General features: G+C 55.8%; 22 protein-coding genes. 11 read left to right on the forward strand and 11 right to left on the reverse strand.

From position 1 onward, the window contains the following. Positions 1–110: 110 nt before the first annotated feature. Positions 111–965, forward strand: a complete 855-nt coding sequence (locus ACEN83_RS15060) for a helix-turn-helix transcriptional regulator (protein ID WP_008060989.1) — start codon at positions 111–113, stop codon at positions 963–965. A 104-nt stretch (positions 966–1,069) separates the two neighbouring features. Here the strand turns inward: ACEN83_RS15060 and ACEN83_RS15065 are convergent, their stop codons facing one another. The 3 genes from ACEN83_RS15065 to ACEN83_RS15075 all read right to left on the reverse strand — a co-directional run bounded on the left by ACEN83_RS15065 (position 1,070) and on the right by ACEN83_RS15075 (position 3,619). Beyond that, positions 1,070–1,360, reverse strand: coding sequence for a DUF6388 family protein (locus ACEN83_RS15065; RefSeq protein ID WP_493726382.1), 291 nt, complete (start codon positions 1,358–1,360; stop codon positions 1,070–1,072). Positions 1,361–1,430: 70 nt separating this feature from the next. Further along, positions 1,431–2,174 (reverse strand): SPOR domain-containing protein, encoded by a 744-nt coding sequence (locus tag ACEN83_RS15070; RefSeq protein ID WP_495580788.1) that lies wholly within the window; start codon positions 2,172–2,174, stop codon positions 1,431–1,433. Positions 2,175–2,728: 554 nt separating this feature from the next. Further along, entirely contained in the window at positions 2,729–3,619 is an 891-nt protein-coding gene (locus ACEN83_RS15075) for a LysR family transcriptional regulator (RefSeq protein WP_495580789.1), read from the reverse strand. A 109-nt stretch (positions 3,620–3,728) separates the two neighbouring features. On the opposite strand from ACEN83_RS15075, the gene ACEN83_RS15080 reads away from it, so the two are divergent. Continuing rightward, the gene (locus ACEN83_RS15080; RefSeq protein ID WP_116579514.1) at positions 3,729–4,736 is read left to right on the forward strand and encodes a zinc-binding alcohol dehydrogenase family protein; all 1,008 of its coding nucleotides are present in this window, start codon (positions 3,729–3,731) and stop codon (positions 4,734–4,736) included. A gap of 82 nt (positions 4,737–4,818) precedes the next feature. Then, on the forward strand, positions 4,819–5,127 hold the full coding sequence (locus tag ACEN83_RS15085; RefSeq protein WP_008155402.1) for a putative quinol monooxygenase: 309 nt from the start codon (positions 4,819–4,821) through the stop codon (positions 5,125–5,127). A gap of 54 nt (positions 5,128–5,181) precedes the next feature. On the opposite strand, the gene ACEN83_RS15090 is transcribed toward ACEN83_RS15085, so the two are convergent. After that, positions 5,182–6,165 (reverse strand): LLM class oxidoreductase, encoded by a 984-nt coding sequence (locus ACEN83_RS15090; protein ID WP_116579513.1) that lies wholly within the window; start codon positions 6,163–6,165, stop codon positions 5,182–5,184. Positions 6,166–6,901: 736 nt separating this feature from the next. Between ACEN83_RS15090 and ACEN83_RS15095 the strand changes: the two genes are divergently transcribed. Together ACEN83_RS15095 and ACEN83_RS15100 are read left to right on the forward strand one after the other, a co-directional pair. Next, on the forward strand, positions 6,902–8,209 hold the full coding sequence (locus tag ACEN83_RS15095) for an OprD family porin (protein WP_495580790.1): 1,308 nt from the start codon (positions 6,902–6,904) through the stop codon (positions 8,207–8,209). 264 nt (positions 8,210–8,473) lie between these two features. Further along, positions 8,474–9,289 carry a CmcJ/NvfI family oxidoreductase gene (locus ACEN83_RS15100; RefSeq protein ID WP_495580791.1) on the forward strand — a complete coding sequence of 272 codons (816 nt, stop codon included), beginning with the start codon at positions 8,474–8,476 and terminating at the stop codon, positions 9,287–9,289. Between the two features lie 141 nt (positions 9,290–9,430). Here the strand turns inward: ACEN83_RS15100 and ACEN83_RS15105 are convergent, their stop codons facing one another. The 3 genes from ACEN83_RS15105 to ACEN83_RS15115 all read right to left on the reverse strand — a co-directional run bounded on the left by ACEN83_RS15105 (position 9,431) and on the right by ACEN83_RS15115 (position 12,036). Beyond that, positions 9,431–10,531: a low temperature requirement protein A gene (locus ACEN83_RS15105; RefSeq protein ID WP_495580792.1), complete on the reverse strand. Its 1,101-nt coding sequence runs from the start codon at positions 10,529–10,531 to the stop codon at positions 9,431–9,433. Positions 10,532–10,954: 423 nt separating this feature from the next. Continuing rightward, the gene (locus ACEN83_RS15110; protein ID WP_495580793.1) at positions 10,955–11,482 is read right to left on the reverse strand and encodes a DsbA family protein; all 528 of its coding nucleotides are present in this window, start codon (positions 11,480–11,482) and stop codon (positions 10,955–10,957) included. Positions 11,483–11,493: 11 nt separating this feature from the next. Continuing rightward, positions 11,494–12,036, reverse strand: a complete 543-nt coding sequence (locus tag ACEN83_RS15115) for a redoxin domain-containing protein (RefSeq protein ID WP_095966124.1) — start codon at positions 12,034–12,036, stop codon at positions 11,494–11,496. Between the two features lie 729 nt (positions 12,037–12,765). Between ACEN83_RS15115 and ACEN83_RS15120 the strand changes: the two genes are divergently transcribed. From ACEN83_RS15120 to ACEN83_RS15130, 3 genes are all read left to right on the forward strand, one after another. Next, positions 12,766–15,531: an ATP-dependent Clp protease ATP-binding subunit gene (locus ACEN83_RS15120; protein ID WP_409077326.1), complete on the forward strand. Its 2,766-nt coding sequence runs from the start codon at positions 12,766–12,768 to the stop codon at positions 15,529–15,531. A gap of 192 nt (positions 15,532–15,723) precedes the next feature. Further along, on the forward strand, positions 15,724–16,134 hold the full coding sequence (locus tag ACEN83_RS15125; protein ID WP_165824744.1) for a phosphate-starvation-inducible PsiE family protein: 411 nt from the start codon (positions 15,724–15,726) through the stop codon (positions 16,132–16,134). A 106-nt stretch (positions 16,135–16,240) separates the two neighbouring features. Beyond that, positions 16,241–16,363: a hypothetical protein gene (locus tag ACEN83_RS15130; protein ID WP_256589849.1), complete on the forward strand. Its 123-nt coding sequence runs from the start codon at positions 16,241–16,243 to the stop codon at positions 16,361–16,363. A gap of 239 nt (positions 16,364–16,602) precedes the next feature. Here the strand turns inward: ACEN83_RS15130 and ACEN83_RS15135 are convergent, their stop codons facing one another. The 4 genes from ACEN83_RS15135 to ACEN83_RS15150 all read right to left on the reverse strand — a co-directional run bounded on the left by ACEN83_RS15135 (position 16,603) and on the right by ACEN83_RS15150 (position 21,505). Continuing rightward, entirely contained in the window at positions 16,603–17,082 is a 480-nt protein-coding gene (locus ACEN83_RS15135) for an inositol monophosphatase family protein (protein ID WP_495580794.1), read from the reverse strand. Between the two features lie 858 nt (positions 17,083–17,940). Further along, positions 17,941–18,831, reverse strand: a complete 891-nt coding sequence (locus tag ACEN83_RS15140) for a LysR substrate-binding domain-containing protein (RefSeq protein WP_495580795.1) — start codon at positions 18,829–18,831, stop codon at positions 17,941–17,943. Positions 18,832–18,836: 5 nt separating this feature from the next. After that, positions 18,837–21,041 carry a xanthine dehydrogenase family protein molybdopterin-binding subunit gene (locus tag ACEN83_RS15145; protein ID WP_495580796.1) on the reverse strand — a complete coding sequence of 735 codons (2,205 nt, stop codon included), beginning with the start codon at positions 21,039–21,041 and terminating at the stop codon, positions 18,837–18,839. Further along, a complete protein-coding gene (locus ACEN83_RS15150; protein ID WP_495580797.1) occupies positions 21,041–21,505 on the reverse strand; it encodes a (2Fe-2S)-binding protein in 465 nt (154 codons plus the stop codon). The genes ACEN83_RS15145 and ACEN83_RS15150 overlap by 1 nt, the downstream gene beginning before the upstream one ends. Before the next feature lie 118 nt (positions 21,506–21,623). On the opposite strand from ACEN83_RS15150, the gene ACEN83_RS15155 reads away from it, so the two are divergent. From ACEN83_RS15155 to ACEN83_RS15165, 3 genes are all read left to right on the forward strand, one after another. Beyond that, positions 21,624–22,514, forward strand: coding sequence for a LysR substrate-binding domain-containing protein (locus tag ACEN83_RS15155; protein WP_495580798.1), 891 nt, complete (start codon positions 21,624–21,626; stop codon positions 22,512–22,514). A 329-nt stretch (positions 22,515–22,843) separates the two neighbouring features. Next, entirely contained in the window at positions 22,844–23,773 is a 930-nt protein-coding gene (locus ACEN83_RS15160; RefSeq protein WP_090183042.1) for an amidohydrolase family protein, read from the forward strand. Positions 23,774–23,777: 4 nt separating this feature from the next. Then, complete coding sequence (locus tag ACEN83_RS15165; RefSeq protein ID WP_053158646.1) at positions 23,778–24,683, forward strand: amidohydrolase family protein; 906 nt, start codon at positions 23,778–23,780, stop codon at positions 24,681–24,683. Positions 24,684–24,776 lie beyond the last annotated feature (93 nt).

The raw sequence follows: 24,776 nt of genomic DNA on the forward strand, positions 1-24,776 counted from the left end.
GTGGTTTGCTGAACCATAGAGCGATCGCCGGTGTTGAGAAATAGATAGACGCCCCGATGATATGCATTGAGGTCGATAACGATATCGCTTCATGCGAGCGGAGAAATCTGATGTCCATTGCCCAACGGGTTTTCCACGGCAGGTTTGGACGGGTCGCCTTGCTGAATATGGATCGTTCGCTGGTCACCCACACCCATTCCGAATGCCATGTGCTGGTCAAAGTGTCTGGCGAAGACACTTACTTCAACGTTAACGGTCGGCGGGTACCGCTCAGCGATCGCACGGCGGTGCTGGTCAACGCCTGGGAGCCGCATTTCTACGATCCGCAGCCGGATGCCGGTGCCACCCTGATCCTGGCGCTCTACATCGAGCCCGCCTGGCTGGCCACTGCCCAGCAGTCGCTGGCGCTCAGCGGTCGGCCGGACTTTTTTGCCCAGTCGTGCATCGAGCTGTCGAGTCGTAATCGCACCTTGGCTGACATCTTGGTCGCCGAAGCGCATGGCTGCGGGATTGTTCCGAAAGAGCGCATGGAATTCATGCTGTTTGATTTCCTGATCGAGCTGATCGAGGACTTTTCCAGCTGGCGGCATTTGTCGCTACTGGGTGCGCCGAACTCAGGTGAGTTCCGGGACGCACGCGTGCGCCGTGGCACCGCCTGGTTGCTTGAGCACCTCGATGATCCGAACCCGATCGACAACGCCGCACGGGCTTGTGGTCTGTCGCGGGCGCACTTTTTTGCGCTGTTCAAGAAAGATACCGGCATGACGCCGACCCTGCTGCTTAACGACGCGCGCATGCGCCGGGCTTTTGCCTGGCTTGAGCGTGAGCGCAGTGGAACATTGGGCCTGTTGTCGGAGAACCTCGGGTTCTCCGAGCAAGGTCATTTCACACGGTTTTTCCGTCAGCACATCGGAGCTTCACCCAGCCAGTATCGGCGTGTAGTGGATTGTTATCCGACGGTTTGAATCGAGAGAAGGGCGGGGGTATTGGGCAATACTCCCGTCGGTGAAGTTAGTCGTTTATCTACAGCATTGGAGGCGTGTATAGGCTACGAAAGTTATAGGGTGGACTAATCGTCCAGAAACTCATAAATCTCTTTCATGCGTTCTTCACGCATCAACTCAAGCTCTTCATTAGTGTTGGCTACCCATTGGAGAGTGAAGTCCCAACAATCACAGTCATGAGCGTCTGCTTCTGTTTCAAATGCTTCTTGCAGGAATTTATGGCGATATTCTTTGGGCGACAGCCCGCAACTTTCAGCGAGGCTGTAGTTCAACTCGCTGAGTTCAAGCTGGAGCCATAAGTTGGCGTCCAGGAATTTCTTCAGGGCGAGTTCGGCTCTGAATTCTTTTGCGATCATGAATATTCTCTTGTGGCATGAAAAATGTGGCGGGTTGTACGAGGTCGGCCCAGCGCTAAATCGGACTATGTCAATTTCCTGCCATCATCCATCCTCGAACGCCATGACTTTCACTCAACTCTTTCACGACTCGAGCCGCGTCTTGTTTTTGTTTATACGGGCCGATGACGACAAAGTTGTTTTCTTTACGCGCTACCGGTAATTCCAGTTGCTTAATGGCATTTGTGGCGCGATGGCGGCTGGGTGTGTTCAACGCTATTTCGATCACCCACAAGCCTGATGAAGGCGTGGTTGAAGCTTCTTTTTTAGCGTGGAAAATATAGCTACCACACGTTAAGCACGGGCTTTCCAGCGTGATTAGCGACCCAGGTACGGAGCGAAAGACGTGCCATTGCGGATCAGAGGTTTTTTTGCGGGCGAAGAGCACCAGGAGCAGGCCGGTAGAAGTAATCAGGCCGCTAAGGATAATTGTCCAATTGCGTGCTTGTGTGGGCAGTGAAGGCAGCGAAAATACTGGCGATTCGTCTGGCTTTTCGATCAAAAACTGTACGGCGTGAGCCTCCGTTGAGTCGGGTATGGGGGATTCGTTTTCCGCAAGGGGCGTGAGCCCGTCGGAATATTTCGTAGTGAGGTTTGTTACAACTTCATTAGCGGTGTCATCGATGAGCTGTTTTAGCTTTGTCACGTTTTTCTGGATGTATGAATTGTCGACATTGTTTTCACAAAGTGGTCCTATGGATGTGTACGTCCATAATAATGCTGATAGTTGCCCTACAACGCCCGTTACCAGGAAACCCAAGCCAAGCTTTCGCACGGCACCATCTCCAAATCAAATGAATAGTTATTTGTCCCATTTCTTTCTGATAAAGCATGGTTCTATTGTTTATCCTGGGATGGTCTGGATTCTTGAGCGCGTCAGTGTGCCCAAGCGCCAAAATAAGTTGGCTTCTTTTTTGTTGTTTTAAAGAACATCGGGCTTGCACTTTATAGAATGCTGGTTGACGAAAAAGGCTCAGGTGAGCGAAAAAAAATAGTATCAGATGGGTTGTTATGCTGGCCTATTAAAACACTTGTATTTAAGGTAAATTTTGTGGCCGAAGTAACTGGCCAAAGATTTAGGTCATACCTATGCACTTGCTATAAAGGAAAGGACTGTTAGCCGGCCCTTTACGGTACGGACAGGGAGAAGCTATTGAATTTTTTGTCACCCTTTCAAACGATGGCGGTGTCCTGCGCTACATTTCAGGTGTCATTCCTACCTTGGAGCGTTCTTGGTGAACGATCCGGACATTGTGCTTGGTGAGCGCATTGATCCGCCGAACCACGAAGCGAGGGATGCTCAACAAGCATCAATTGTCGTCATTCGGTTCAACTGCGCTTCAGCGCAGAAAACTGACCACTTAACCACGTATAAAGCTGGGAAACCGCAGGGCTGATCTGCTTGCGATGCGGGCACACCAGACTCAACGGCGAAGCTTCGCCAGGAAAATCCAGCAGCAGCACAAGCAGGCGCCCAGTGGCGATATCGGCACTGACATCCAGCCAGGATTTGTAGGCGATACCGTCACCGTCCAACGACCAGCGTCGCACGACATCGGCGTCATCGCTGAACAGTGGCCCTGAAACCTGCACGGTTTGCCCGCCCAGGTTCCACTTGTCGTAGACCCGGCCATTTTGCAGATAGAGCAGGCAGTGATGCTTGCTCAAGTCATCCGGCGTTTGGGGAGAACCGCAGCGTTTCACATACTCCGGCGAGGCAACCAGAACCCGCTGGTTCCACGGTGCAAGCGGCAGTGCCACGTAGTTGGCGTCTTCATTCGGGCCATATCGAATCGCCACGTCCACCGGGTCGCGAAACAGATTGGCCATCTGGTCTGACAGGAAAAAACGCAACGTCAATTCTGGATGCTGACGGCGGAACAGCGTCAGCCACGGCAGCAGTATGTTGCGCCCCAGATCGGAGGGTGCTGTCACCTGCAGCACGCCCCGCAGCGTGGCGTTCTTACCACGCAAATTTTCCTTGCCTTGCTGCAGGGTCTCAAGCACTGAGTGGGCGGTGGGCAGATATTGCTCGCCTTCGGCAGTCAATCGCAGGCTGCGAGTGGTGCGGGCGAACAGGCGTACGTCCAGCTCGCGCTCCAGACGTTTGATGGCGGCGGCGACCTGACCAGGCAATAGATCAGCCTCCAGCGCCGCTGCGGTGAAACTGCCCAGCGCGGCGCTGCGGATGAATAAACCAAGATCATCGATGCGGATCATTTTCACTCCTGCAGTGAAAGTGTTGGCGCATTCTGCTTGTTTTTCTTTGTACTTGGGAAGTCGAAGATGGCTGCAAACGAGTGCATCACCCTTCAGACAGCGAGTGTTTATGAAAGCCATCACCTTTACCGAACACGCTTTGCCCATCGACAATCCACACGCATTGATCGACATCAGCCTCCCGGTGCCCACGCCTGGTCCACGGGATCTGCTGGTCGAAGTTCGCGCGGTGTCAGTGAATCCGGTCGATACCAAGGTGCGCGCCGGAACTTTCACAAAAGAACCGAAAATCCTCGGCTGGGATGCCACAGGCATTGTCCGCGAGATCGGCTCTGAAGTGACGTTGTTTCAGCCGGGCGATGAAGTGTTCTATGCCGGCTCGATTGCCCGCACCGGCAGCTACAGCGAATTCCATCTGGTCGATGAGCGGATCGTCGGGCACAAGCCTCGGTCATTGAGTGCCGCCGATGCGGCAGCGTTGCCGTTGACCTCGATCACTGCCTGGGAATTGTTGTTTGACCGGCTCGGTGTCGTCGAGGGTTCGGGGGAGGGCAAGTACCTGTTGATCACCGGAGCGGCTGGGGGCGTCGGTTCGATGCTGGTGCAACTGGCACGACAGCTGACCCGCCTTACCGTCATCGGAACTGCCTCACGCCAGGAAACCGCTGATTGGGTGCGGCAGTTGGGCGCGCATCACGTGATTGATCATAGCCAGCCACTGCTCGCACAGTTGCAAGCGCTCGGCGTGCCGGAGATCGACTATGTCGCCAGCCTGACTCACACCGAACAGCACTTTGCACAACTGATCGACGTTCTCAAGCCGCAAGGGCGTCTGGGTGTGATTGACGATCCCGACAGCCTCGACGTGATGCCGCTCAAGCGCAAGTCGCTGTCGTTGCATTGGGAGCTGATGTTCACCCGCTCGCTGTACGAAACCCCGGACATGATCAACCAGCATCACCTGCTCAATCGGGTCAGCGCTCTGATTGACCAAGGTGTTCTTCAAACCACTGTGGGCGAGCACTTCGGTGCGATCAATGCGGCAAACATGCGTCGTGCCCATGCGCTAGTCGAGAGCGGCAAGGCCCGGGGCAAGATCGTTCTCGAAGGTTTCTGATTTCACTTAAGGCGGGTCGCTTGCGGGCCCGCTGAACCGCCTGCGGCATCACTTGCCATTTTTTAATGTTGGAGCGTTGACGATGAATTCGTCCAGTAACGTGTTGGTATCGATTGCCGTGCTAAAGGCCAAGGCAGGCAAAGAGCTGGCATTGAAACAAGAACTGCTGGCGTTGGTAGAGCCGACCCGAGCAGAGCCGGGCAATCTCGATTATGTGTTGTTCAAGCTGCGCGACGAGCAGGACACGTTCTACATGCGCGAGGCTTTCAGGGATCAGACGGCGCTGGATGCGCATTTTTCGATGCCTTACTTTCAGCGCTTTGCCGCCACGGCAGATGACCTGCTCGAAGAGCCGTTGCAACTGATATTCCTTGAGCAGGTATCGGCCTGATGATTCAACCAGTTGAACCGCACCACCTCGGCCGGCGTGGAGGCGGCCGGCGGATCAATTCGCTTCAGGACGCGGCTGTACTCCGAATTGCGGAACGATGTGAGTCCCCAGCTCCTCAATGACTTGCGCAGCAGGGCGCTTTCCGTATTTGAGATTCAGGATAACGTGGTCCACTCCGATTTCCTCAAGCGACTCCAGCAAAAACCGGAGATGGTAGTGTCCAAGTTTGAACCCCAAATGAATGCGAGTGGGCGGCGTGGACGGGTTCTCATCGAGGTCGATGTAAAGCGACTGAGTGAAGGGCTTATAGACTGAACCACATTGCTTCATGACCTCCAGCCGCCAATCTTCCACGATCAGTCGCTGCATGTTCGGCGCACGTGGATAGTTGATCCATCCGGTGCTTTCGCGCGCGATCCAATCCAGTGACTGGCGACTATTCCCGGTCACGAGCATTGGAATAACTTGGGTCGTGGGTTTCGGAATGAGGTCTGCGCCCTGCATCTCACCATCGCTCCAGCGAATGGGCTCGAAGCTGGTGCTGTGGGCTCTGCGAATCACCTCGTAATGCTCCCGAAAGATTTCTGCGCGCCTTTCGGGATCAACGCCAAAAGCCGAAAACTCCACAGGGCGATCGCCGGAAGCTACACCCAGAATCAAGCGACCTGCGCTCAACTGATCGACGCTGGCTGATGCCTTGGCCGTGTGCAGAGGATGGTGTAACGGGATGGCAATGGATGCGGTGCCAAGCGCTATCTCTGACGTGTGGGCGGCCATATAGCCCAGGTAAACCCAGGGGTCGAAGACTTGGCCGACATCACCGAAATTAGGGTCTCGAAGAGGCACATCGCGAAACCAGAGCGCGCAGAAGCCCAGCGCCTCCGCTCGTTTGGCCAATGCGACCTGGTTGAGCATGCTCGGAGTGTCCCCATCGAAGGCCTCCAAAGGAAAGAACAATCCCAGGCTCAAATGACCCGGAGTGAAGGTTCGGCTGAACCCTCGATGCTCCTGATAAGGAATCGTGCTCGGCCGATACATACTCATCTTCCTCAAGGGGGAGAACGTGAACAGCGCCCCTGTTTCCAGAGGTGCTGCGGCATCGGTCGCTTGGGAACGACAGGTGGGGTAGTGGGTGCAGTCTTCGCCCGTTGCGGTCGGGTCGACCGGAGTGAGGGGCCAGTTGCTGGCAATACGCGCGGGCAGGTCCGGATTGTCGATGAGCGGACGGTCAAAATAATCAGATCGTTCCAGCCCGATACATCGCCTGAGCAAAAGCATGGGGACCATCCACCAAGAGTAGGCGGCTTTGCAGGGAACCGCCATGTTCGTCGTCCGTCTCGGTACCTGTCGCAGATACACCGCAGTCTGGGCCTTGGGCGTCGTGATCGGCGCGCAGCGGGTTGCTATAGAGGACAGTCGTCAGGTCAGCCCGTTGAGCCTTTGGGTACTCGACCGACAATTGTGTCCGGCCCCAGTCCTGAAATTCAGACGATAAGATAAATTTTCAGACCCCAACGCAGAACTCCATTTCCCCAGGCAAGGCACTCCCTGCGCCTTTCTCACACAATCGGCTCTAACGCTATCGAGCTGCATAACAGAAACAGGTGCGATGAGCGACTTTGGAACTTGCATTAACGATATTAACTTGATGCAGGGGGGCTAGGCATCGTCGATTTCTCGTCTTTAGCAGGATATTAAGAATAATAAAAACGCGCACCTGGAAAATTTTGCGTTGCTTCTATTACTTCAAAATAACAAATGGAGCGCTATATAAATGAGTGGAAAAACAATAACTGCAAGTTCGGTGTTTCTTAGTATCACCCTGAGTGTCCAGGCGCATGCTGACTTCCTGAGTGATAGCAAAGCCACCTTGGGAATGAGAAACTTCTACTTCAATAACGACAACCGCGATGGCGTTGCCGCCCCTTCCAAAACCGAAGAATGGGCGCAGGGTTTCATTCTGGACTTCAAATCGGGCTATACCGACGGCATGGTTGGCTTTGGTGTCGATGGCCTGGGGTTGCTGGGGGTTAACCTGGACAGCGGCAAAGGACGGCATGTCGGCAGCAGCATGATGCCTTCTGACAGTGACAACCGTGCCGTCGACGAGTGGAGCAGGCTGGGGCTGACCGGAAAAGTCAAAATGTCGAAAACTGAACTTCGCTACGGCACCTTGATTCCGAAACTCCCCATTCTGGTCGCCAACGATGGGCGCGTGCTTCCGCAAACCTTCGAGGGCGTTCAAATCACCTCGAGCGAGCTCAATCGCCTGACCTTGACTGGAGGTCGGATTGAACATGCAACAGGACGTGGTTCGAGCGATCAGACGGGGCTGGCCGTTACTGGTGGTACGCGTGAAAGCAATCAGTTTGACTTCGCCGGGGGCGATTGGAAAGTCACCAAGGATCTGACAGCTCAGTACTACTACGCCGGCCTCGATAACTACTATACGCAGCATTTTTTGGGATTGATTCACACCCTTGCCATCTCGGACAATCAGTCCCTCAAAACCGACCTGCGCTACTTCAAAACTGACTCGTCAGGTGCAAATAGCTCCGGTACGTCAGGCTACAGAATGAGTGGCTACACCAAAAACGGTGATGGAGAAATCGATAACCGTACCTGGAGTGCCGCGTTGATTTACACACTGGGTGGCCACGCGATTACTGCGGGGTACCAAAGTGTGTCGGATGGCAGCAACTTCACTCAACTCAGTCAGGGTAGCCTGCCAGACAAGGGCGCCGGTGGAGCAAGCCTGTATCTGTATACAGACCGCTTTATCCAAACTTTCACCCGCGCAGGCGAGCGAACAGCTTTCGGCCAGTATGCTTACGACTTCGCCGCTCTGGGCGTCCCTGGCCTAAAAGGCTCGGTCATGTACCTCTCTGGCGATAACATTAAAACGACGTCAGGCGCCAACCAAAAGGAATGGGAAAGAGACATTAGCCTGGACTACGTCCTTCAGTCGGGAGCGCTAAAAGGCGTCGGGTTCGGCTGGCGTAACGGCAAGTCCAACAGCGAAGCATCTCGTAACGTCGATCAGAATCGTATTTTTGTCACCTATAGCATTCCGCTTCTCTAGATAGCGGTGCGGGAAGTTTAGGGGTATCGGATGTTCATGATCGGCGCAGACCCGCAGTGCGACACGCCAGTCATGGTCAAGCTGGTCGTCGATGCCGAGGTTAGAGAGGTCCTTTTCTATCGGTCGTGTGCCGTGCACCTCGGGCTGCATTTGATAGTGTCCGTTCGAAGGCATACGATCGAGATTGAAGGTGTCTACATGCAAGTTACAGCGCCGCCACGGTGACACTACGCCGGATGCGCTCAGCAGACCGGGAGGTGTTACTTGAAGTGCACAACTGATATGCCCGCTAGCGTCATCACAAAACTCACCTACCTGGTCAAGCACGATGCGAAGCCCTATGTGCATACCGAGGCTCTGACCGGTAACAGTGAACCGCACTACTTTGCTGAGCAGGAGGAGCGCGAGGTCACGATACACAACGGTCGTCCGTTGGCAGACAGCCTTTCTCTGGACAAGCAGGGGTTTGAACTCCATCGGCGGGATACGGTGGTCGACGATCTCTACGACGATACCTCAGTGGAAAGCGTCTACTATGACGAGGTCAAGGCCTTGATCAAGGAGTTGACGGGCGCGAGCCGGGTCGTCATCTTCGACCACACCAGGCGCAGCGACGCCGAGCGGCGGGATATTCGCGGGCCAGCCAGCCGTGTGCATAATGACTACACAGACCGCTCGGGACCTGAGCGTATTCGCGACGTGCTGGGCCAGGATCAGGCCGCCGCACGGGTGTCGGTGGCCCAGATTAACCTCTGGCGCCCGATGAGCGGCCCCGTCAAGCGCTCACCGCTGGCGGTGCTGGATGCCTCGACGCTCGACCGCAATGACCTGCTGGCCACCGATTTGGTCTATCCGGATCGTATCGGTGAGATCTACCACCTGGCCTACAATCCGCAACAGCGCTGGTACTATTTTCCGGACATGCGCCGTGACGAAGTCTTGCTGATCAAGGGGTATGACTCACGTCACGACGGCCGTGCCCGCTTCACGCCCCATACCGCCTTCAAAGATCCCAATACGCCGCCGGGAGCCCCGCCGCGAGAGAGTATCGAAGTTCGCACCCTGGCCTTCTTTGATTAGGTTTTTGCCGCTTGGCGCGGGCCTCCCGCCGCGCTGTGTTTGCCCCCGTGCTTTCCAGGCGACCACCCGCTTTGGTTGGTAGGGATGTATTGATGTGCGCGGATAGCTGATCCACCCGTGATATGGCCCAACTTTAAAGATTCAACGATACCTGAAGTTTAGTAAAACATAACAGATCATGGTTGCTGTCAGGCCGACCAATATGTACTCGACGCGGGGTAGGAATATAACCAAACCACCTAGAGAAAACACGATCAAGGTGTTTTGTAGTATGTATTTCCTTATTTTAGGTACCGCTATGAAGTAGCCATATTGCTTGCCTAAGAAAAACAAGGCCATGCCGATGATTGACGTAATCTGGAAATCGCGCATCGCAATGTCATTCAGGATCGCATGCCTGATCAAATTTGCGAGAAGTGCTAGCCCCATAAATAGAAAAAGGTGCGAGTAGATTAAGGAGTGTCCACTCATACTACTTTCATTTTTGCTCAGTAGGTAAAAGCTATCAAAATAGATCCACCAGATACTGCAAATCATGATAAATCCGGTGATTGCCGCCATCACATTATAACGATCCCATTGAATGTCAGATAACCCTCCAGAAAGGCTAATTACCGACTCGCCCAATAAGATGAGTGTGAGTAAACCTAGTCGTTCAACCAAGTGTTCTGTATGTGCGGGCAATGGCTTTAGCTTACCCCAAGAAAATAAAGGGAGCAGAATGTCAAGAAAAATCCCAATGTAAGCGACAAGGTAACGCGTAGGTGGGTCAAAAAGTATGGATGAAAGACTAACAACTGCGCTAACTAACAGGGCGAAGCCAAGCCTGGAGGAGAATTCGCTACGGTGATCGAATTTATTTATGGACGAAATGTACATAATACTGATGATGGCACGTATACCAAAATAGCAGGCAATAACAAGCGCATAGTTTACTTCCAATTCTTCCCCAATCCGGGCAGACAGCACAATGAGCAGCAACATTAAAAACAATGTTGCCAAGCGGTGAAGGTTACTGTCTGTATCAAACCTATTTGAGTAAATCGTGTGGCTGGACCAGATCCACCATAATGGAACAAAAAGCAGTAAAAATGTCCATAATTGTTCTTGTTCAAAATGGCCGTGATGAAGATGGCCGAGAGTGTGCGTAACCTTGCCAATTGCAACAACAAAAATCAGGTCAAAAAACAGCTCTAACCATGTGGCGTGTCGATTTTTTTCATAATACTTCAAAGATTTCATTCGCTGCTGGCTCCGTGTGCACCTCTTTAATCCACCACCACGTCTGTTAGTACGGTCAATACAGAATCCAGCGTGCCATCGGGCCGATAGCAACATTGCGCACGGGCGGACCTTAGCGGGCAACTGGGCTGCTGTTCCGCCAACCATTCATTCAGCGCCTCGACCAGGACACGGGCCTCGACTATGGAATCTTCCGAGCTGTCAAAAATTAACATCGCCATTTTTTATGTCCTCGGTTCGCTGGGCTGATATTTTCGTGCCGCTGCTTTATGAGCGATGCTTATCGCTGGCAGCACCTGGATTCTTCAATCTCCCGTATTGAAATATTATCGAATGCACACCTGGTGCGCTGCGCAATGGGGGACGTTCGCCCTCGGCTACGGTGTGAGTGATGCCAAGCGATTTCACTATCTAGCGATTACGTCAACTCACTAACGAAAGCTCAATCATCTGACTCATCTCGGTGAACTCTGGAGCCCCGTCATAGCGAAGCCCGTCAATGTAAAACGCTGGGGTGCCATTCACGCCGCTCCGTACGCCGCCATTAAAATCGGATTTTATTCTGGGTAGGTAAGTGCCGTCTTGCATAGCAACATAGAGTTCTTCGCTGGAGAGGCCGTGTTTTAGAACAATGGCCCCAAACAGCGGCAGGCCCAATCGATCTTGATTTTCATACAATTCGTCGTGAGCCTCCCAGAAGAATCCTCGACTCCCGGCATACTCAGCGGTGACGGCTGCACCCATCGCATGCGGGTGAGCGGTGGTCAGTGGAAAGTTACGGAACACAAACTGCAGATCATCGCGAAAATGCTGCTGTAGCTTTTTGACGACCCAATACGCTAAACCGCAGTAGGGACATTCATAGTCGCCAAATTCCACCAAGGTGACTTTGGCATGCCCACTTCCTTGGCGATGGTCGTTGGCACTTACCGGGACTTTGAGAGTGGCCATGTGATCACCTGCTAATTTTTGGTTGGCGCGCTTTGGGGCGAACTCGCCAGAGCATCCAGCGCATCCAGAATGCCGTCCGCCCCAGGGTTGATTGCCATCGGTGAGATGTAGCTCCAGGCGATCACTCCCTCCTTGTCAATCACGAACAGCGCCCGCTTACAAACTCCCAGGTGGGAGTCGTACGCTCCATACTGTCGAGCCACAGCCCCTTTGGGCTCAAAATCGGCGAGCAGGCTGAAGTGAAAATTCCGATCTTTGGAAAAGGCCTGATGACACCAAGCGCTGTCAACCGAGATACCCAGTAGCGTCGCACCGTATTCTCTGAATGTGGGTAGCAACTGGTTGTATAAGGTCAGTTGGTCGCCACAAACAGAAGTCCAGTCTGCGGGATAAAACGCCAGTATCACGGGATTTCCCTTTAGCTCGCGTAGCGACAACTGCTGATCAGGGGTCGCGTACAGCGAGAAGCCGGGCGCGACAGTGCCGGCTGACAGCGGCCCCTGAACCAGGTCGTCATTCGTTTCTTTTGCAACATCCAATTCTGAAGTGTTCATTGCTTGAGCCCTGATAGATAGGTGGGTGGGATCTACTCAGGGGCGATACGACTTTCCCGGCGGGATAACTCCATCCACCATCAAGGGATTTATAAAGGCAACGATGCCTCGATCTCAGCCTGAGCCTGAGTGTTTTCGGCAGCGAAACGTTCACGATCCGCGTCAAGAAGCACGACGACGTTCGCCGTGCTTTCGCGGTATTTGGATTGAGGGCCATGTGGGTAGCGCAACGGCAGGATTCGCTCTGGCTCACCAATGACTATAGTCGCTGTTGTCGCTTGCCGTAGTCGCTGAACGCATTTTCGGTTTCCACAGCAAGGCCTCGCGCTAATTCTGTTGCCCATCCGCCTTCACCGTAATCGCCCGATCCTCTCATTGCTGATCGATTCGCCCCCGCGAATCCCGACATCAAAGCGTTGCTCGATCACTGGTGATTCCCTAGCCTCAATTGCTGATGAGTTGGTGGTTTACGACTGGCGGTATTTTTGAGCACGAATTTATCAGACGTCGTTCGTCGGTATCCTGGGTCGCCCATAGCGTGTTTTGATGAGATCCGACTATCTTGATTGGATGGCATCGTCTGTCGTGACTGCCATTCCCGGCAACATAATCGTCTTCCTGATCAAGCTCAGCGTAATGCGGATCTCATGTCCCAGCTTCTTGTGCATCGTTTACAGGGAAGTAGATCCATCTGAATGAGTTCGTGTTATCCACCTTTGGAGACAACTCATCATGGCTACTCTCTGTGAAATATGTAATGCGAGACCAGCGGTCGCGCGAGTGACCGTATCGCAAAATGGCCAAGCCAGGACAATGTCCATTTGCGACCACGATTACCGTCAACTCTTACGCCATCAAAGCATGTTGAATCCATTCGATTCTCTGCTGGGCGGGGGAGTGTCTCGCTTTTTCGACAGCATGGGCGGAGCAAAGGATCAGGGGGGCGATGACTTCAGGCTCTCTGCGCAAGTGCCTCGAGAATCTGTCGATGCAACCGATGCATTCAGTTCCCAGACGCTGGAAATCCTGCAACGCGCGGGTGAAAAAGCCCATGAGCTCAACCGTAGCGAGCTCGATACCGAGCACTTGTTGTATGTGCTGGCGGATACCGATGTGGGTACGGCGTTGCTCAAGGAGCTGAAGCTTTCTGCGGACGAGATCAAAGGCTACATCGATCAACATGCTCAGAAAGGCACGGCGCAGGACCAGTCCCCGGTGGACCGGATGAGCATTTCGCCCCGGTTGAAGAAAGTGTTCAATTCTGCGTTCCAGGCCTCTCGTGATTTAGGACATTCGTACGTTGGCCCGGAGCATCTGTTGATCGGACTTGCCTCTGTACCAGACAGTATTGCCGGGACATTGCTCAAAAAATACGGCGTAACGCCTGAAGCCCTGCGGCAGAAGGTGGTCAAGGTAGTGGGTAAGGGGGCTGAGGATGGGCGAGTCGACACCCCGACGGGAACACCGACACTCGACAAGTTCGGTCGCGACCTGACTTCACTGGCTCGTGAGGGCAAACTCGATCCCGTACTGGGGCGCGCGCAGGAAATCGAAAATACCATTGAGGTGCTGGCGCGGCGCAGAAAGAACAATCCGGTTCTTATCGGCGAACCTGGCGTCGGTAAAACAGCCATCGTTGAAGGGCTTGCACAACGAATAGTAAAGGGCGATGTCCCTGAGATCTTGCGTGGCAGGCGGCTGGTTGAAGTCAATCTGAACTCAATGGTTGCGGGCTCCAAATATCGTGGTGAATTTGAGGAGCGAGCCAAGCAACTGCTTGATGAAGTCGCCGCAAAAAGCTCGGAGCTTATTCTGTTCATCGATGAGTTACACACGATCGTTGGCGCGGGGCAGGGTGGTGAGGAGGGCGGCCTGGATATTGCCAACGTATTGAAACCCGCATTGGCGCGCGGGGAGCTTAGTTTGATCGGTGCGACGACACTCAATGAATATCAAAAGCACATCGAAAAAGACGCAGCGCTTGAACGACGCTTTCAGCCTGTGTTGATATCCGAGCCCACCGTAGAACAGACCATCATTATCCTGCGTGGGCTGCGCGACAAGCTTGAGGCTCACCATCAGGTCACATTCGCCGATGAAGCATTTGTGGCGGCAGCAGAGCTGTCGGATCGTTACATCACCTCGCGCTATCTACCGGATAAAGCCATTGACCTGATCGATCAGGCAGCGGCCCGGGTTCGAATCAGTTCCTCCTCGAGGCCGGCTGGCATTCAGGAGTTGGAAGCCGAAATCACCCAACTTAAACGTGAACAGGACTATGCATCCTCCCGTAAACGATTTGATGAATCCAAAGGCTTCGAAGAACGCATTGGTCAAAAACAAGCGCAACTGGGAGAGGAAACAGAAGCCTGGGAGCGCAAGACAGGCTCCGAAACCCTTGAGGTGACCCTGGAGTCGATTGCCGAGGTACTGTCCCGTCTCACCGGGATTCCTGTGACCGAGCTTACGCAGGAGGAGCGTCAAAAGCTGTTGAATATGGAAGACACATTGCGTGATCGGCTGGTCGGGCAGGAAGATGCTGTTCGCGCGGTCAGCGATGCCGTTCGTTTGTCTCGAGCCGGCCTTGGCCAAGCCAACAGACCGATTGCCACGTTTCTCTTTCTTGGCCCTACGGGCGTCGGCAAAACCGAACTAGCCAAAGCGTTGGCGGAAACGGTGTTTGGTGACGAGCAATCGATCATTCGTATTGATATGTCGGAGTACATGGAGCGTCATGCGGTTGCCCGGTTGATCGGTGCGCCACCCGGTTACGTGGGATACGACGAAGGCGGGCAGTTGACAGAGCGTGTCCGCCGCAAGCCCTACAGTGTGATTCTGCTCGACGAGATCGAGAAGGCGCATCCCGACGTGAACAACGTATTGCTGCAGGTATTCGACGATGGGCGTCTCACGGACGGCAAGGGGCGTGTTGTGGACTTCAGCAATACGATCATTATCGCCACCAGCAACCTGGGCTCTCCCATTATCATGGAGAATCTTGAGCGCCCTGAAGATGAACGCCTTACGGATAAAGCGTTACGTGATGAATTAATGGGAGTCTTGAAAGGGCATTTTCGTCCCGAATTCCTGAACCGTATTGATGACATCATCGTGTTCCATGCCCTTACCCGTGACAACATCCGATCGATTGTGAGCATTCAGCTTGATCGGGTCATTCGAACCGCATCTGCACAGAACATCACAGTGAAAATTGATGACTCACTCATTGATCACCTGGCGGATGTTGGTTATCAGCCTGAGTTTGGCGCGCGTGAGTTGAAACGTCAGATTCGCCAGGCCGTCGAAACGCGGCTTGCGAAGGAAATGCTCGCTGACAAGCTGCAAGCCGGCGACAGCGTTGAGTTGGGTTACGACAAGGAGCGTAGCGAAGTGGTCTTCAATAAGGTGGAGGTGGATGCGCCAAAGACCGCCGAAAAGGGTAGTCCTCCAGACCAGCCAGATGATCTGGCACCTGTTGCGGAGACTGGGACTTAGCCTCAACACACTCACGTAACCTGGGAGCGGGCCTGTTGATCACGACGTGCAATGATGAACTGGATCCTCAAATGCCTGGATGAGCCCGGCAGGCTGAAGACGCAAGTGTGGAGGATTATCGTGCCAAAACCTGATTCTGAAGGGCGTGAGCGCAACTCGACGCTGAAAAATTTCAGACTTCAGTGGGCGCTGATGAATGCTTACGAACGTTTCGAACAATTGGTTGTTCTTGCGCTCAGTCTCATCATCGCGTCTGTGATTTTGATGGCGCTACTGCAGCTCTGTCGCAGGGTTGTGCCGTTGGTGATCGGTGGTGCGATTGACCCTCTAGATCACGATGTTTTCCAGGCCCTCTTTGGTTCAATCTTCACCGTGCTGATAGCCCTGGAGTTTAAGCATTCGATTGTACGCCCGGCCCTACGACGCAACAGCATCGTTCAGGTTCGCACAGTGCTGTTGATCGCCTTGCTGGCGCTCAGCCGGAAGTTCGTTATTCTCGATTCTGCCGCTACTCCTGCGCTCACCATTGCCGCACTAGGATTTGCCACCCTGGTGCTCGGCATCGTCTGCTGGCTCTTACGAGAGCGTGATCAGGATGAATAGCTACAAGGGTTACGCAATGCCGACAATTTTTTAGCGAGAGCACCCCGGTATAGCCGTGCCGTACGCATTATCAGTGACACTGTGTGGCGGAACCGCACCGTATCTTATGGCCGCGATGGCCGGATGGGGCTATGGGCACTTGTTCTGGATCTACCTGACGGTGATCAGCGCCATCAGTGCCGTGGTCTATTTGCGCATGCCAGAAACCAAGGACCTGCCACTGCGCTAATTGTTTAGAGTTACACCGATACAACCAAACGCCTGATGCACCGCATCGGGCGTTTGGTATTTCAGTAATGAATAAGAAGGGCGAGGGCGGTTTTCGCTGTTGCACAATGCTTCAATGCGATTAAAATCTATCCAAACTTAGCTCAACTAAATAGACGTTTAGTTGAGTTATGGTCATGATCTTAACTAAACTCTACAAACAGACCGCATTTAGCTGACCATCGCCCCCAAGAACCACACTCAAAGTTCTTGCCAACAATTTGATAGCTCTGACCAATTTCGATGAAGTAACTTCATACAGGCGATTGGTGTCCCTCCAAAATAATTAGCTTTGGTCATGGTCACTGCAGCTGCGCTGACCATGACCAAAGCTCCAACCTTTAAATCTCTTTGGCTAAGATCTACGTCCACCGGCTGGCCATTACGCAATAGGTAAGGCATACCCTCAGCCCAAGCGAGGCAGTCCTTACCACGGTCTTCTGTTATCGGCGCGTAAACCACACCTAGAACTGGGATCGAATGTCGTAGTAGGCCGACAGAAATTGATGAGCCTTTGACGCCTTTTAAAAAATCGCTTGTGCCGTCGTTTGGATCGATTACCCAGCACCACGGGTGGCCGGTTAATACATGCCCCGTTTCCTCCCCCCCCCCCAAAAAAATCACATTTGAGCAATTGCAGTAGGGGATCGCGCAGACGCTCCTCAATCTCGATATCCACATCTGCCTTATTGCCCTGACCACGTACTCCAGAAGGCCTTTGCCATTCGGCGATTAGTAGTTCACCAGCAAGTGAAACCTCGGCTATCCGCTGAAATTTTTCTTCTACTAAGGTCTAGTGCTACGTAAAAATCTGCGCCTTCCTAGCCTTGGTGAAAGTCCAGGATTTACGTAGGCCGCCGCGTGGATGGGTGACCGCTGAAACTGCCGTGCTAGAGCCGTTATGCGACCTGTAGTCCACTATAATTTTTAAATGTCGACTGGCGACTCTGTCTAATTTTTAAATGTTGGCGCTCAATTGTCTGCCGTTGGATCGAAGACAGTTGATTTAGACGCGTCCAGTGGTAAACAACAAATGAAATCGATGGAAGCTCTGAATCAGTGGGCGCTAAGCTACCGCCGGGAAAATTAACGAACCCTGAATATGGTGTAGCCCATCTTGTTGATTTGCTGAGGATTATAGTTTTTAAATGCGTTTTTATATTTTTTAGATGATCCTCACATGTGGCTAGAGGTTGAAATGTACCTGGGAGAGGCTCTGTGTGGAATACCTTTGAGTACGCATAATGTATATTATGTTAAATAACATATCTGAAATCCCTACACAGCCTGTCCCTTTTGTAACTTTTTGGGTTGGCTCTTCACTTTCGGCCGTATAGGCGCCCAGCATCGTGTGCTTGCGAATCGCTAAATGGTGTTTACCCATTTCGCAAATTTACTGCGTTGCGCAGCGCACTTCTTGCTCAAGCGCATGAAGATGTTCCTGCCGCCAGCTACCATGCAGGCTGCGCGCAACCGTCTCTTGCTACCGATGTCGATGCCCGCACAATGCGGGTGAACGAGCTCCTACGGGTACAACGGTTACCGAGCGTCCTGTAACACCAGCTCACGCAACGTATCGAGAAACAGCTTGAGCACCGGCGAATCGTCATCCGCACGGTACGTGACGTACAGCGGCACCTCCGGCAACGCCGGGGTCAGGCGCCGGAATACCAGGCCCGCCGGCGCCAATTGCTCGATGGAGGCTGGCAGCAACGCCACGCCGAAACCTGCCCGCACCAGGCTGAGCAAGGTTTGCACCTCGATCACCTGCTGGCGGATCTGCGGGGTGAACCCGGCCTGGATGCAGCACTGGAAGAGAAAATCGGCGAACCGCGATTGCTTCAATTCCAAGGCGACGAACGGCTCCTGAGCCAGATCCGACGGTGCCAGGGTGTCACGCTTTGCCAACGGATGATCGACCGGCATGACCACCCGGATCGGTTCGTAGATCAGCAGTTCATTGCGCAACTGCGGGTCGTCATAGCCGACCCGGAACACGCAGGCGTCGATGCGTTTTTCCTTGAGCGCCTTGACCTGCGCTGCCGGGGTCATCTCATGCAGACGCCAGTTCACTTGCGGATAACGCTCGCGAAACAGGTGCAAGGCCCGTGGCAGCACCCCGACCATCACCGAGCTGATCATGCCGATTTCCAGTTCGCCCAACTGGCCACGGCCGGTCTGGCGCGTCAGGTCCAGCGCGCGGTTGAGTTGTTCGAACACCAGCGGCGCCTGTTCCTTGAGCATCTGCCCGGCGGCGGTCAATTCGACCCGGTGATGGCTGCGTTCGAACAACGGCGTGCCCAGTTCCTCCTCCAACAGACGAATCTGTTGGCTCAGGGGTGGCTGGCAGATATGCAATCGGTTGGCGGCCCGGCCGAAATGCAGCTCTTCGGCCAGGGCCATGAAGTACCTCAGCAAGCGCAAGTCCATGCCCGTTATCCCAGGTTCAGTGGTGTAGAGCGCTGGCGCACCCCAGTCAGGCTGAACAAGGCATTGGCAATGGCCGGGGCCACCGACGGGCTGCCCAGTTCGCCGACGCCACCGGGCTTGGCCGGATCGCCGTCGACCAGCAGGATGTCCACCGCCGGCATATCCGACATGCGCGTCACCCGGTAATCGTGGAAGTTGCTCTGCACCACCCTGCCCTGTTTGATGTCCATCCGGTCGAACAACGCGTGGCCGAGCCCCCACATCAAGCCGCCGTAGATCTGCTCTTCAACGCCGCCGGGCGACACCGCCCGGCCGCAATCGACCACGCAGGTAAGTTTGTCGACCTTGATCGCGCCGTCCTTCTTCGACAGGCGTGCGACCACCGCAATGAAGCTGGTGTAACCCTGATGGGTGGCGATTCCCAGCGCCGTGCCCTCTGGCAGCGGCTGGCCCCAACCGGCGCGTTCGGCGGCGCTTTTCAAAACAGCGACATGCCGTGGCCGGTCCTGCATGTTGGCCAGACGGAAGGCCAGCGGGTCTTGCCCGGCGGCATGGGCCAGTTCATCCATGAAGCTTTCCACGGCGAACACGTTGGGAATGAAACTCACCGAGCGATACCAGCCGCTGGGCACCTGACTTTCGTGCCTGACCCAGGTCAGGTCGAGGTTGGCCGGACGATAGGCGAAATCCCATGCGGTGATGGCTTCCGTGGTGCTGTAGTCCATTTTGTCGGGGCGCTCGAAATAGCCCGGCTCCCACTGCTCCGGCGAGGCCGGCGACACCGCGTCAAGCTGCATCGCGGTCAAGCGGCCCTGCGCATCCAGTGCACCTTTGGCCCGGTGCAGCGTGGCCGGGTGCATGAACAAGGAGCGCATTTCGTCTTCGCGGCTGTTCATCAGTTTCACCGGCACCCTGGCTTGCTGCGCCAGGTAGGCCACTTCGAACAACCAGTATTTGGCCTCCCGCGCACCGAAACTGCCACCGGAAACCAGATCGTTGATGGTGACTTTGTCCTTGGTGAACTTGCATATGACTTGCGCCGCTTCCAGCGCCGATGACGGCACCTGCACCCCGCCCCAATAGGTGATGGCGTTGTCCTTGACCTGCGCGGTGATGCAGATTGGCTCAAGAGGGTTCTGCACCTTGTAGGGCATGCGGTAATCGGCTTCGAGCAGCTTCGCGGCACCCGGCCATTGTGCGTTCACATCACCCACCGCCATCGCGGACACCCGTTGTGCGCCGTTGTCGTCCAGCGCCGCAGCCTGGGCCTTGGCCAGTTCATCACTGTCGAAACCCGCCAGCGGCGAGTCGCTCCACTGAACCTTGAGCAATTCGCGCCCCTGGTGCGCGGCCCAGTAGCTGCGCGCCAATACCGCCACGCCTTCGACGTTGCCGCCGAGCACATCGGGACGCCCCGGCACCTTGATCACCTTGTGCACGCCCGGCACCTGCAACGCAGCCGCGCTGTCCACCGACACAACGCTCGCCCCCAGTACGGGAGCGCGCTGAATCACCGCCACCAGCATGTCCGGCAGCACTACATCGATGCTGTATTTGAAGCGTCCGCAGACCTTGGCCTGGGCATCGCGCTTGTGCCGCAGCTTGCCGATGTACTTGAACTGCGCCGGATCCTTGAGCGAAACCTTGGCCGGGGCCGGCAGATGCGCGGCGACGCCCACCAGTTCGCCGTAGCCGAGGCTGCGTTTGCTCGCCCCATGAACCACACGGCCTTCTTCAGTGTTGCAGCTGTCGGGGCTGACTTTCCACTGTTTGGCAGCCGCCGCGATCAGCAACGCCCGGGCCGTGGCACCGGCCATGCGCAGGCGGTCGTATTCCAGCGAGACGCTGGTGCTGCCGCCGGTGGAGAAGACTTTCCAGACCGGATGAATGTAGGTTTCGAAGAACGGGTCTTCCGGCGAGATCACCTGTACGGTCATCGGGTTGACGTCCAGTTCCTCGGCCACGCAGGCGGCCAAGGCCGTGTGCGTCCCGGTACCGGAGTCGTGCTTGTGCACCACCAGTTTCACCGTGCCGTCAGGCAGGATTCGCACCCAAGCGTTGGGTTCGAACTCACCGGCGGTTGCCGGGGCTTGCGGGTCAGTCGCGGCCAGGCTGGAAGGCAGGTAAAAGGCAATGGCCAGACTGCAGGTTACGGTTGCGCTTTGCTTGAGAAACACACGCCGCGAAACATCCATCGGGGAGATCGTCATCACGCCTCCTTCGGCGCGTTGGCCGCGCGCTTGATCGCTTTGGTGATCCGCCCGTAAGTACCGCAGCGGCACAGGTTGCCGGACATGGCATTGCGGATCGAGTCGTCGGTCACCGCGGCACCTGTATTGAGCAACGCGGCGGCGGACATGATCTGCCCCGATTGACAGTAACCGCATTGCGGCACATCTTCGGCAACCCAGGCCAGTTGCAGCGGATGCTGCTCAGTCGGTGACAAGCCTTCGATGGTGGTGATGCTGTGCCCCGCCACGGCGGCGACCGGCAGCTGGCAGGAGCGCACCGCGACACCGTCCAGGTGTACGGTGCAGGCACCGCACAGGCCCATGCCGCAGCCGAACTTGGTGCCGGTGAGTTTCAAGTGGTCACGCAACACCCATAACAAGGGCATGGAGGGCGATGTCTCTGCCAGCTCGCGTCGTTCGCCGTTTACCGTGAATCCGATCATTGTCAGGCTCCAAGAGAGCGGCCCGTCTTTGTGCAGGCCTGGTGACCGATTATTGGAAGCCTTGGGAAAATCGGGCCAGCGACGATTTCTGCCATCCTGTGTAAGTAGGACTAACAGCATGTACAAGCGATACCCGTCGGTGCAGTCCATGAGTGCGTTCATCCAGGCGGCGCGCAGCGGCAGTTTCTCCAGCGCGGCACGCAAACTGGACCTGACCCACAGCGCCATCAGTCAGCAAATCCGCGCCCTTGAAGACTTCATCGGCCAGCCGCTGTTCGTGCGCGAAGGCGGTGGCAGTAACCTTACCGACGCCGGGCAACTGTTCGCCAGTGTGTTGTCCGACGGTTTGGCGCAGATCGATCGGGCGCTGTCTTCGGTGAAAAACCGCAGCGTAGCGCAACGCCTGACCCTGGATGTCGACAGTGAGTTGGCCCAGAGCTGGCTCAACCCGCGCTTGCCGCAGTTGCTGGATCTGTTGCCCGATCATGAGGTGGTGCTGCTGTCGATGCCGCGCTCGGATCGCAGTGCATTCGAACGGGTGGACCTGGCCCTGCGCTACGGTTACGGCGACTGGGACGACTGCGAGATGACGCAGATTTGCGGGGACCGGGTGATGGCGGTGGCTTCGCCTGAGCTGCTGGAGCGCCATGGTTTGCAGTTGCCGCTGAGTCCCGCGCAGATCCTTGAGTTGCCGTTGTTGGGCTATACGCGAAGGTCATGGATTCCGTGGCTGGATGCGGCCGGCATGCCTCCCGTCGAGCCTCCGGCGCGGGTGATGTTCGATAATGCGGCGAACCTGATTGCCGCTGCCGAGGCCGGCGTCGGTGCGGGACTGGTGCGTGGCTTGCTGGCGGCAGATGCGTTGCGCAGCGGTCGGCTGGTGGCGTTGAACGATGCGCAGATTGCAGCGCATTACAATCTGTACGCGGTGTGGCCACCGGGGCAGGCCGAGCGGGTGGCACCGGTGGTTGAGGCGGTCAAGCAGTTGGCTTTGCGTACACAGCTCTGACGTTTTCGCGAGCAAGCCCGCTCCCACATTTGACTGCATTCCACGTGGAGAAACGCGATCGAATGTGGGAGCGGGCTTGCTCGCGAAGAGGCCGGTACATCCACCACCCATCTCCTCATATCGAACACATATCACCCCCTCGCCCAATTAATATTGTACGAACCCGACACCCCCTTCCAATACTTCCCCCCAAGCAGCCAGCGTCCCGAGCCGGATGCGACCAGGCGAGGGAATGCGTGAGACTTTGCGCATAGAAATGGCCGATTGCCCGGGACGTGGCTGCTGTGAACCGCAAGGTTCCCTACCCCGCTATCAGGAGATCGACTTCAATGATCATCGATATCAGCTGCTATCCCACGGATCTCGTGGACCTCGCCTGGAGGCATGACGGTGACCCGTTCACCGGCGAGCGTCTACTGGAGATGATGGATGGCCCGTACATGGTCAACGGCAAACCTCGCCGCATCGACAAAGCCTTCATCCAGCCCCCCCAGGGCAACACCATCTACACCTGGACCGACGGCGACCTGACCGGTCGCGAGTCCATCGACGCCTACATGGCCTACACCCTGAAAATGGTCCAGACCTACCCGGACCGCTTCATCGGCTGCTTCGTCTACAACCCGCGCTGCGGCGTGGAAAACGGCGTCGAGGCGATCGAGCGCTACGTCAAGGAACACGGCTTCAAGATGGTGCAGATGCAGGCCAACATGCACGCCTACCGTCCGGACCGCGCCCTGGACTGGGTACGCCCGGCCTTCGAGAAATGCGCCGAGCTGGGCATCCCGGTCAAGCTGCACACCGGCGACGGGCCCTACAGCATCCCGTCGGAATGGGTGCCGATGATCAAGGAGTTCCCCAACGTCGATTTCATCATGGCCCACTTCGGCGTACAGACTGGTGGCGTCTACGTGTTCGAACCGATGCAGTGGGCGATGGAGTTGCCCAACGTCTACTGCGAATCGGGCTGGTGCCTGCAATCGCGGATCGTCGAGTTCGCCAAGGTCCTGCCGACCCACAAAATCCTCTTCGGTACCGACACCCCGCCGAATGAGCCGGGCATGTGGCTGCGTCTGCTCGAAGTGTTGTGCCACGAGCCGCCACAGGGTTTGAACCTCGACGAGGACACCCTGGAGGAGTACCTGGGCAACAACACCGCACGAATGATCGGCCTCGAACCGACCCCGCCGCCCCGTTCCGTTTCCGAAGCAGAGGCGCAGCTCAAGCGCCCCGTCACCACTCAACTGGCCAGGAGCTGAACCGATGATTATCGATACCCATCTGCACCCCACCAATCTGGTCGACGAGGCCTGGCGCCACACCGGCGAACCCTTCACCGGCGAGCGCATGCTCAAGCTGATGGACGGCCCGTACATGATCAACGGCAAGCCGCGCCGCATCGACATGGGCTTCATCCAGCCGCCACCGGGCAACACCGGTTATCGCGACGGCAACCGCCGGGGGCGCGAGGGCGTGCGCGACTACATGTCCTATGTCGCCGAACTGTGCGTGAAGTACCCGGATCGCTTCATCGGCAACTTCAACTTCAATCCGCGCTGGGGCCCGGAAAACGGTGCGGCCGAGCTGGAATTCCACATCAAGGAATACGGTTTCAAGATGCTCAAGCTGCACGCCAACATGCATGGCTATCGTCCGGACCGGGCGCTGGACTGGCTGCGTCCGGCGATGAAAGTCTGCGCCAAGTACAACATCGTGGTGCTGATCCACACCGGGGACGGTCCGTATACCATCCCGACGATGTTCTACCCGATCATCCGTGAGTTCCCGATGGTCAATTTCATCATCGGTCACTTCGGTATCCAGACTGGCGGCAACTACTCGTTCGAAGCGTTCTGGATGGCCATGGACACGCCGAACGTGTACTGCGAATCCGGCTGGTGCTTCCAGTCGCGGATCGTCGAGTTCGCCAAGGATCTGCCGCGCAACAAGATCGTATTCGGCACCGATTCGCCACCGAACGAACCGGGTATGTGGCTGCGTGAACTGGAAGTGTTGTGCTCGCCGGCGCCGCAAGGCCTGGGCATCGATGAGGATCACCTTGAGGACTACCTGGGCAACAACATCGCCCGGTTGTGCGGCATCGAACCGACGCCACCGCCCAAGGACCTGATCGAGGCGGACATTCGTCTGACCACGACGTACCTCTAGGTTCACGCATAACCCTTGTGGGAGCGGGCTTGCTCGCGAAAGCGCAGTGTCATTCAACAACGATGGTGACTGATCCACCGCTTTCGCGAGCAA

Source organism: Pseudomonas sp. Pseusp49, assembly GCF_059491875.1.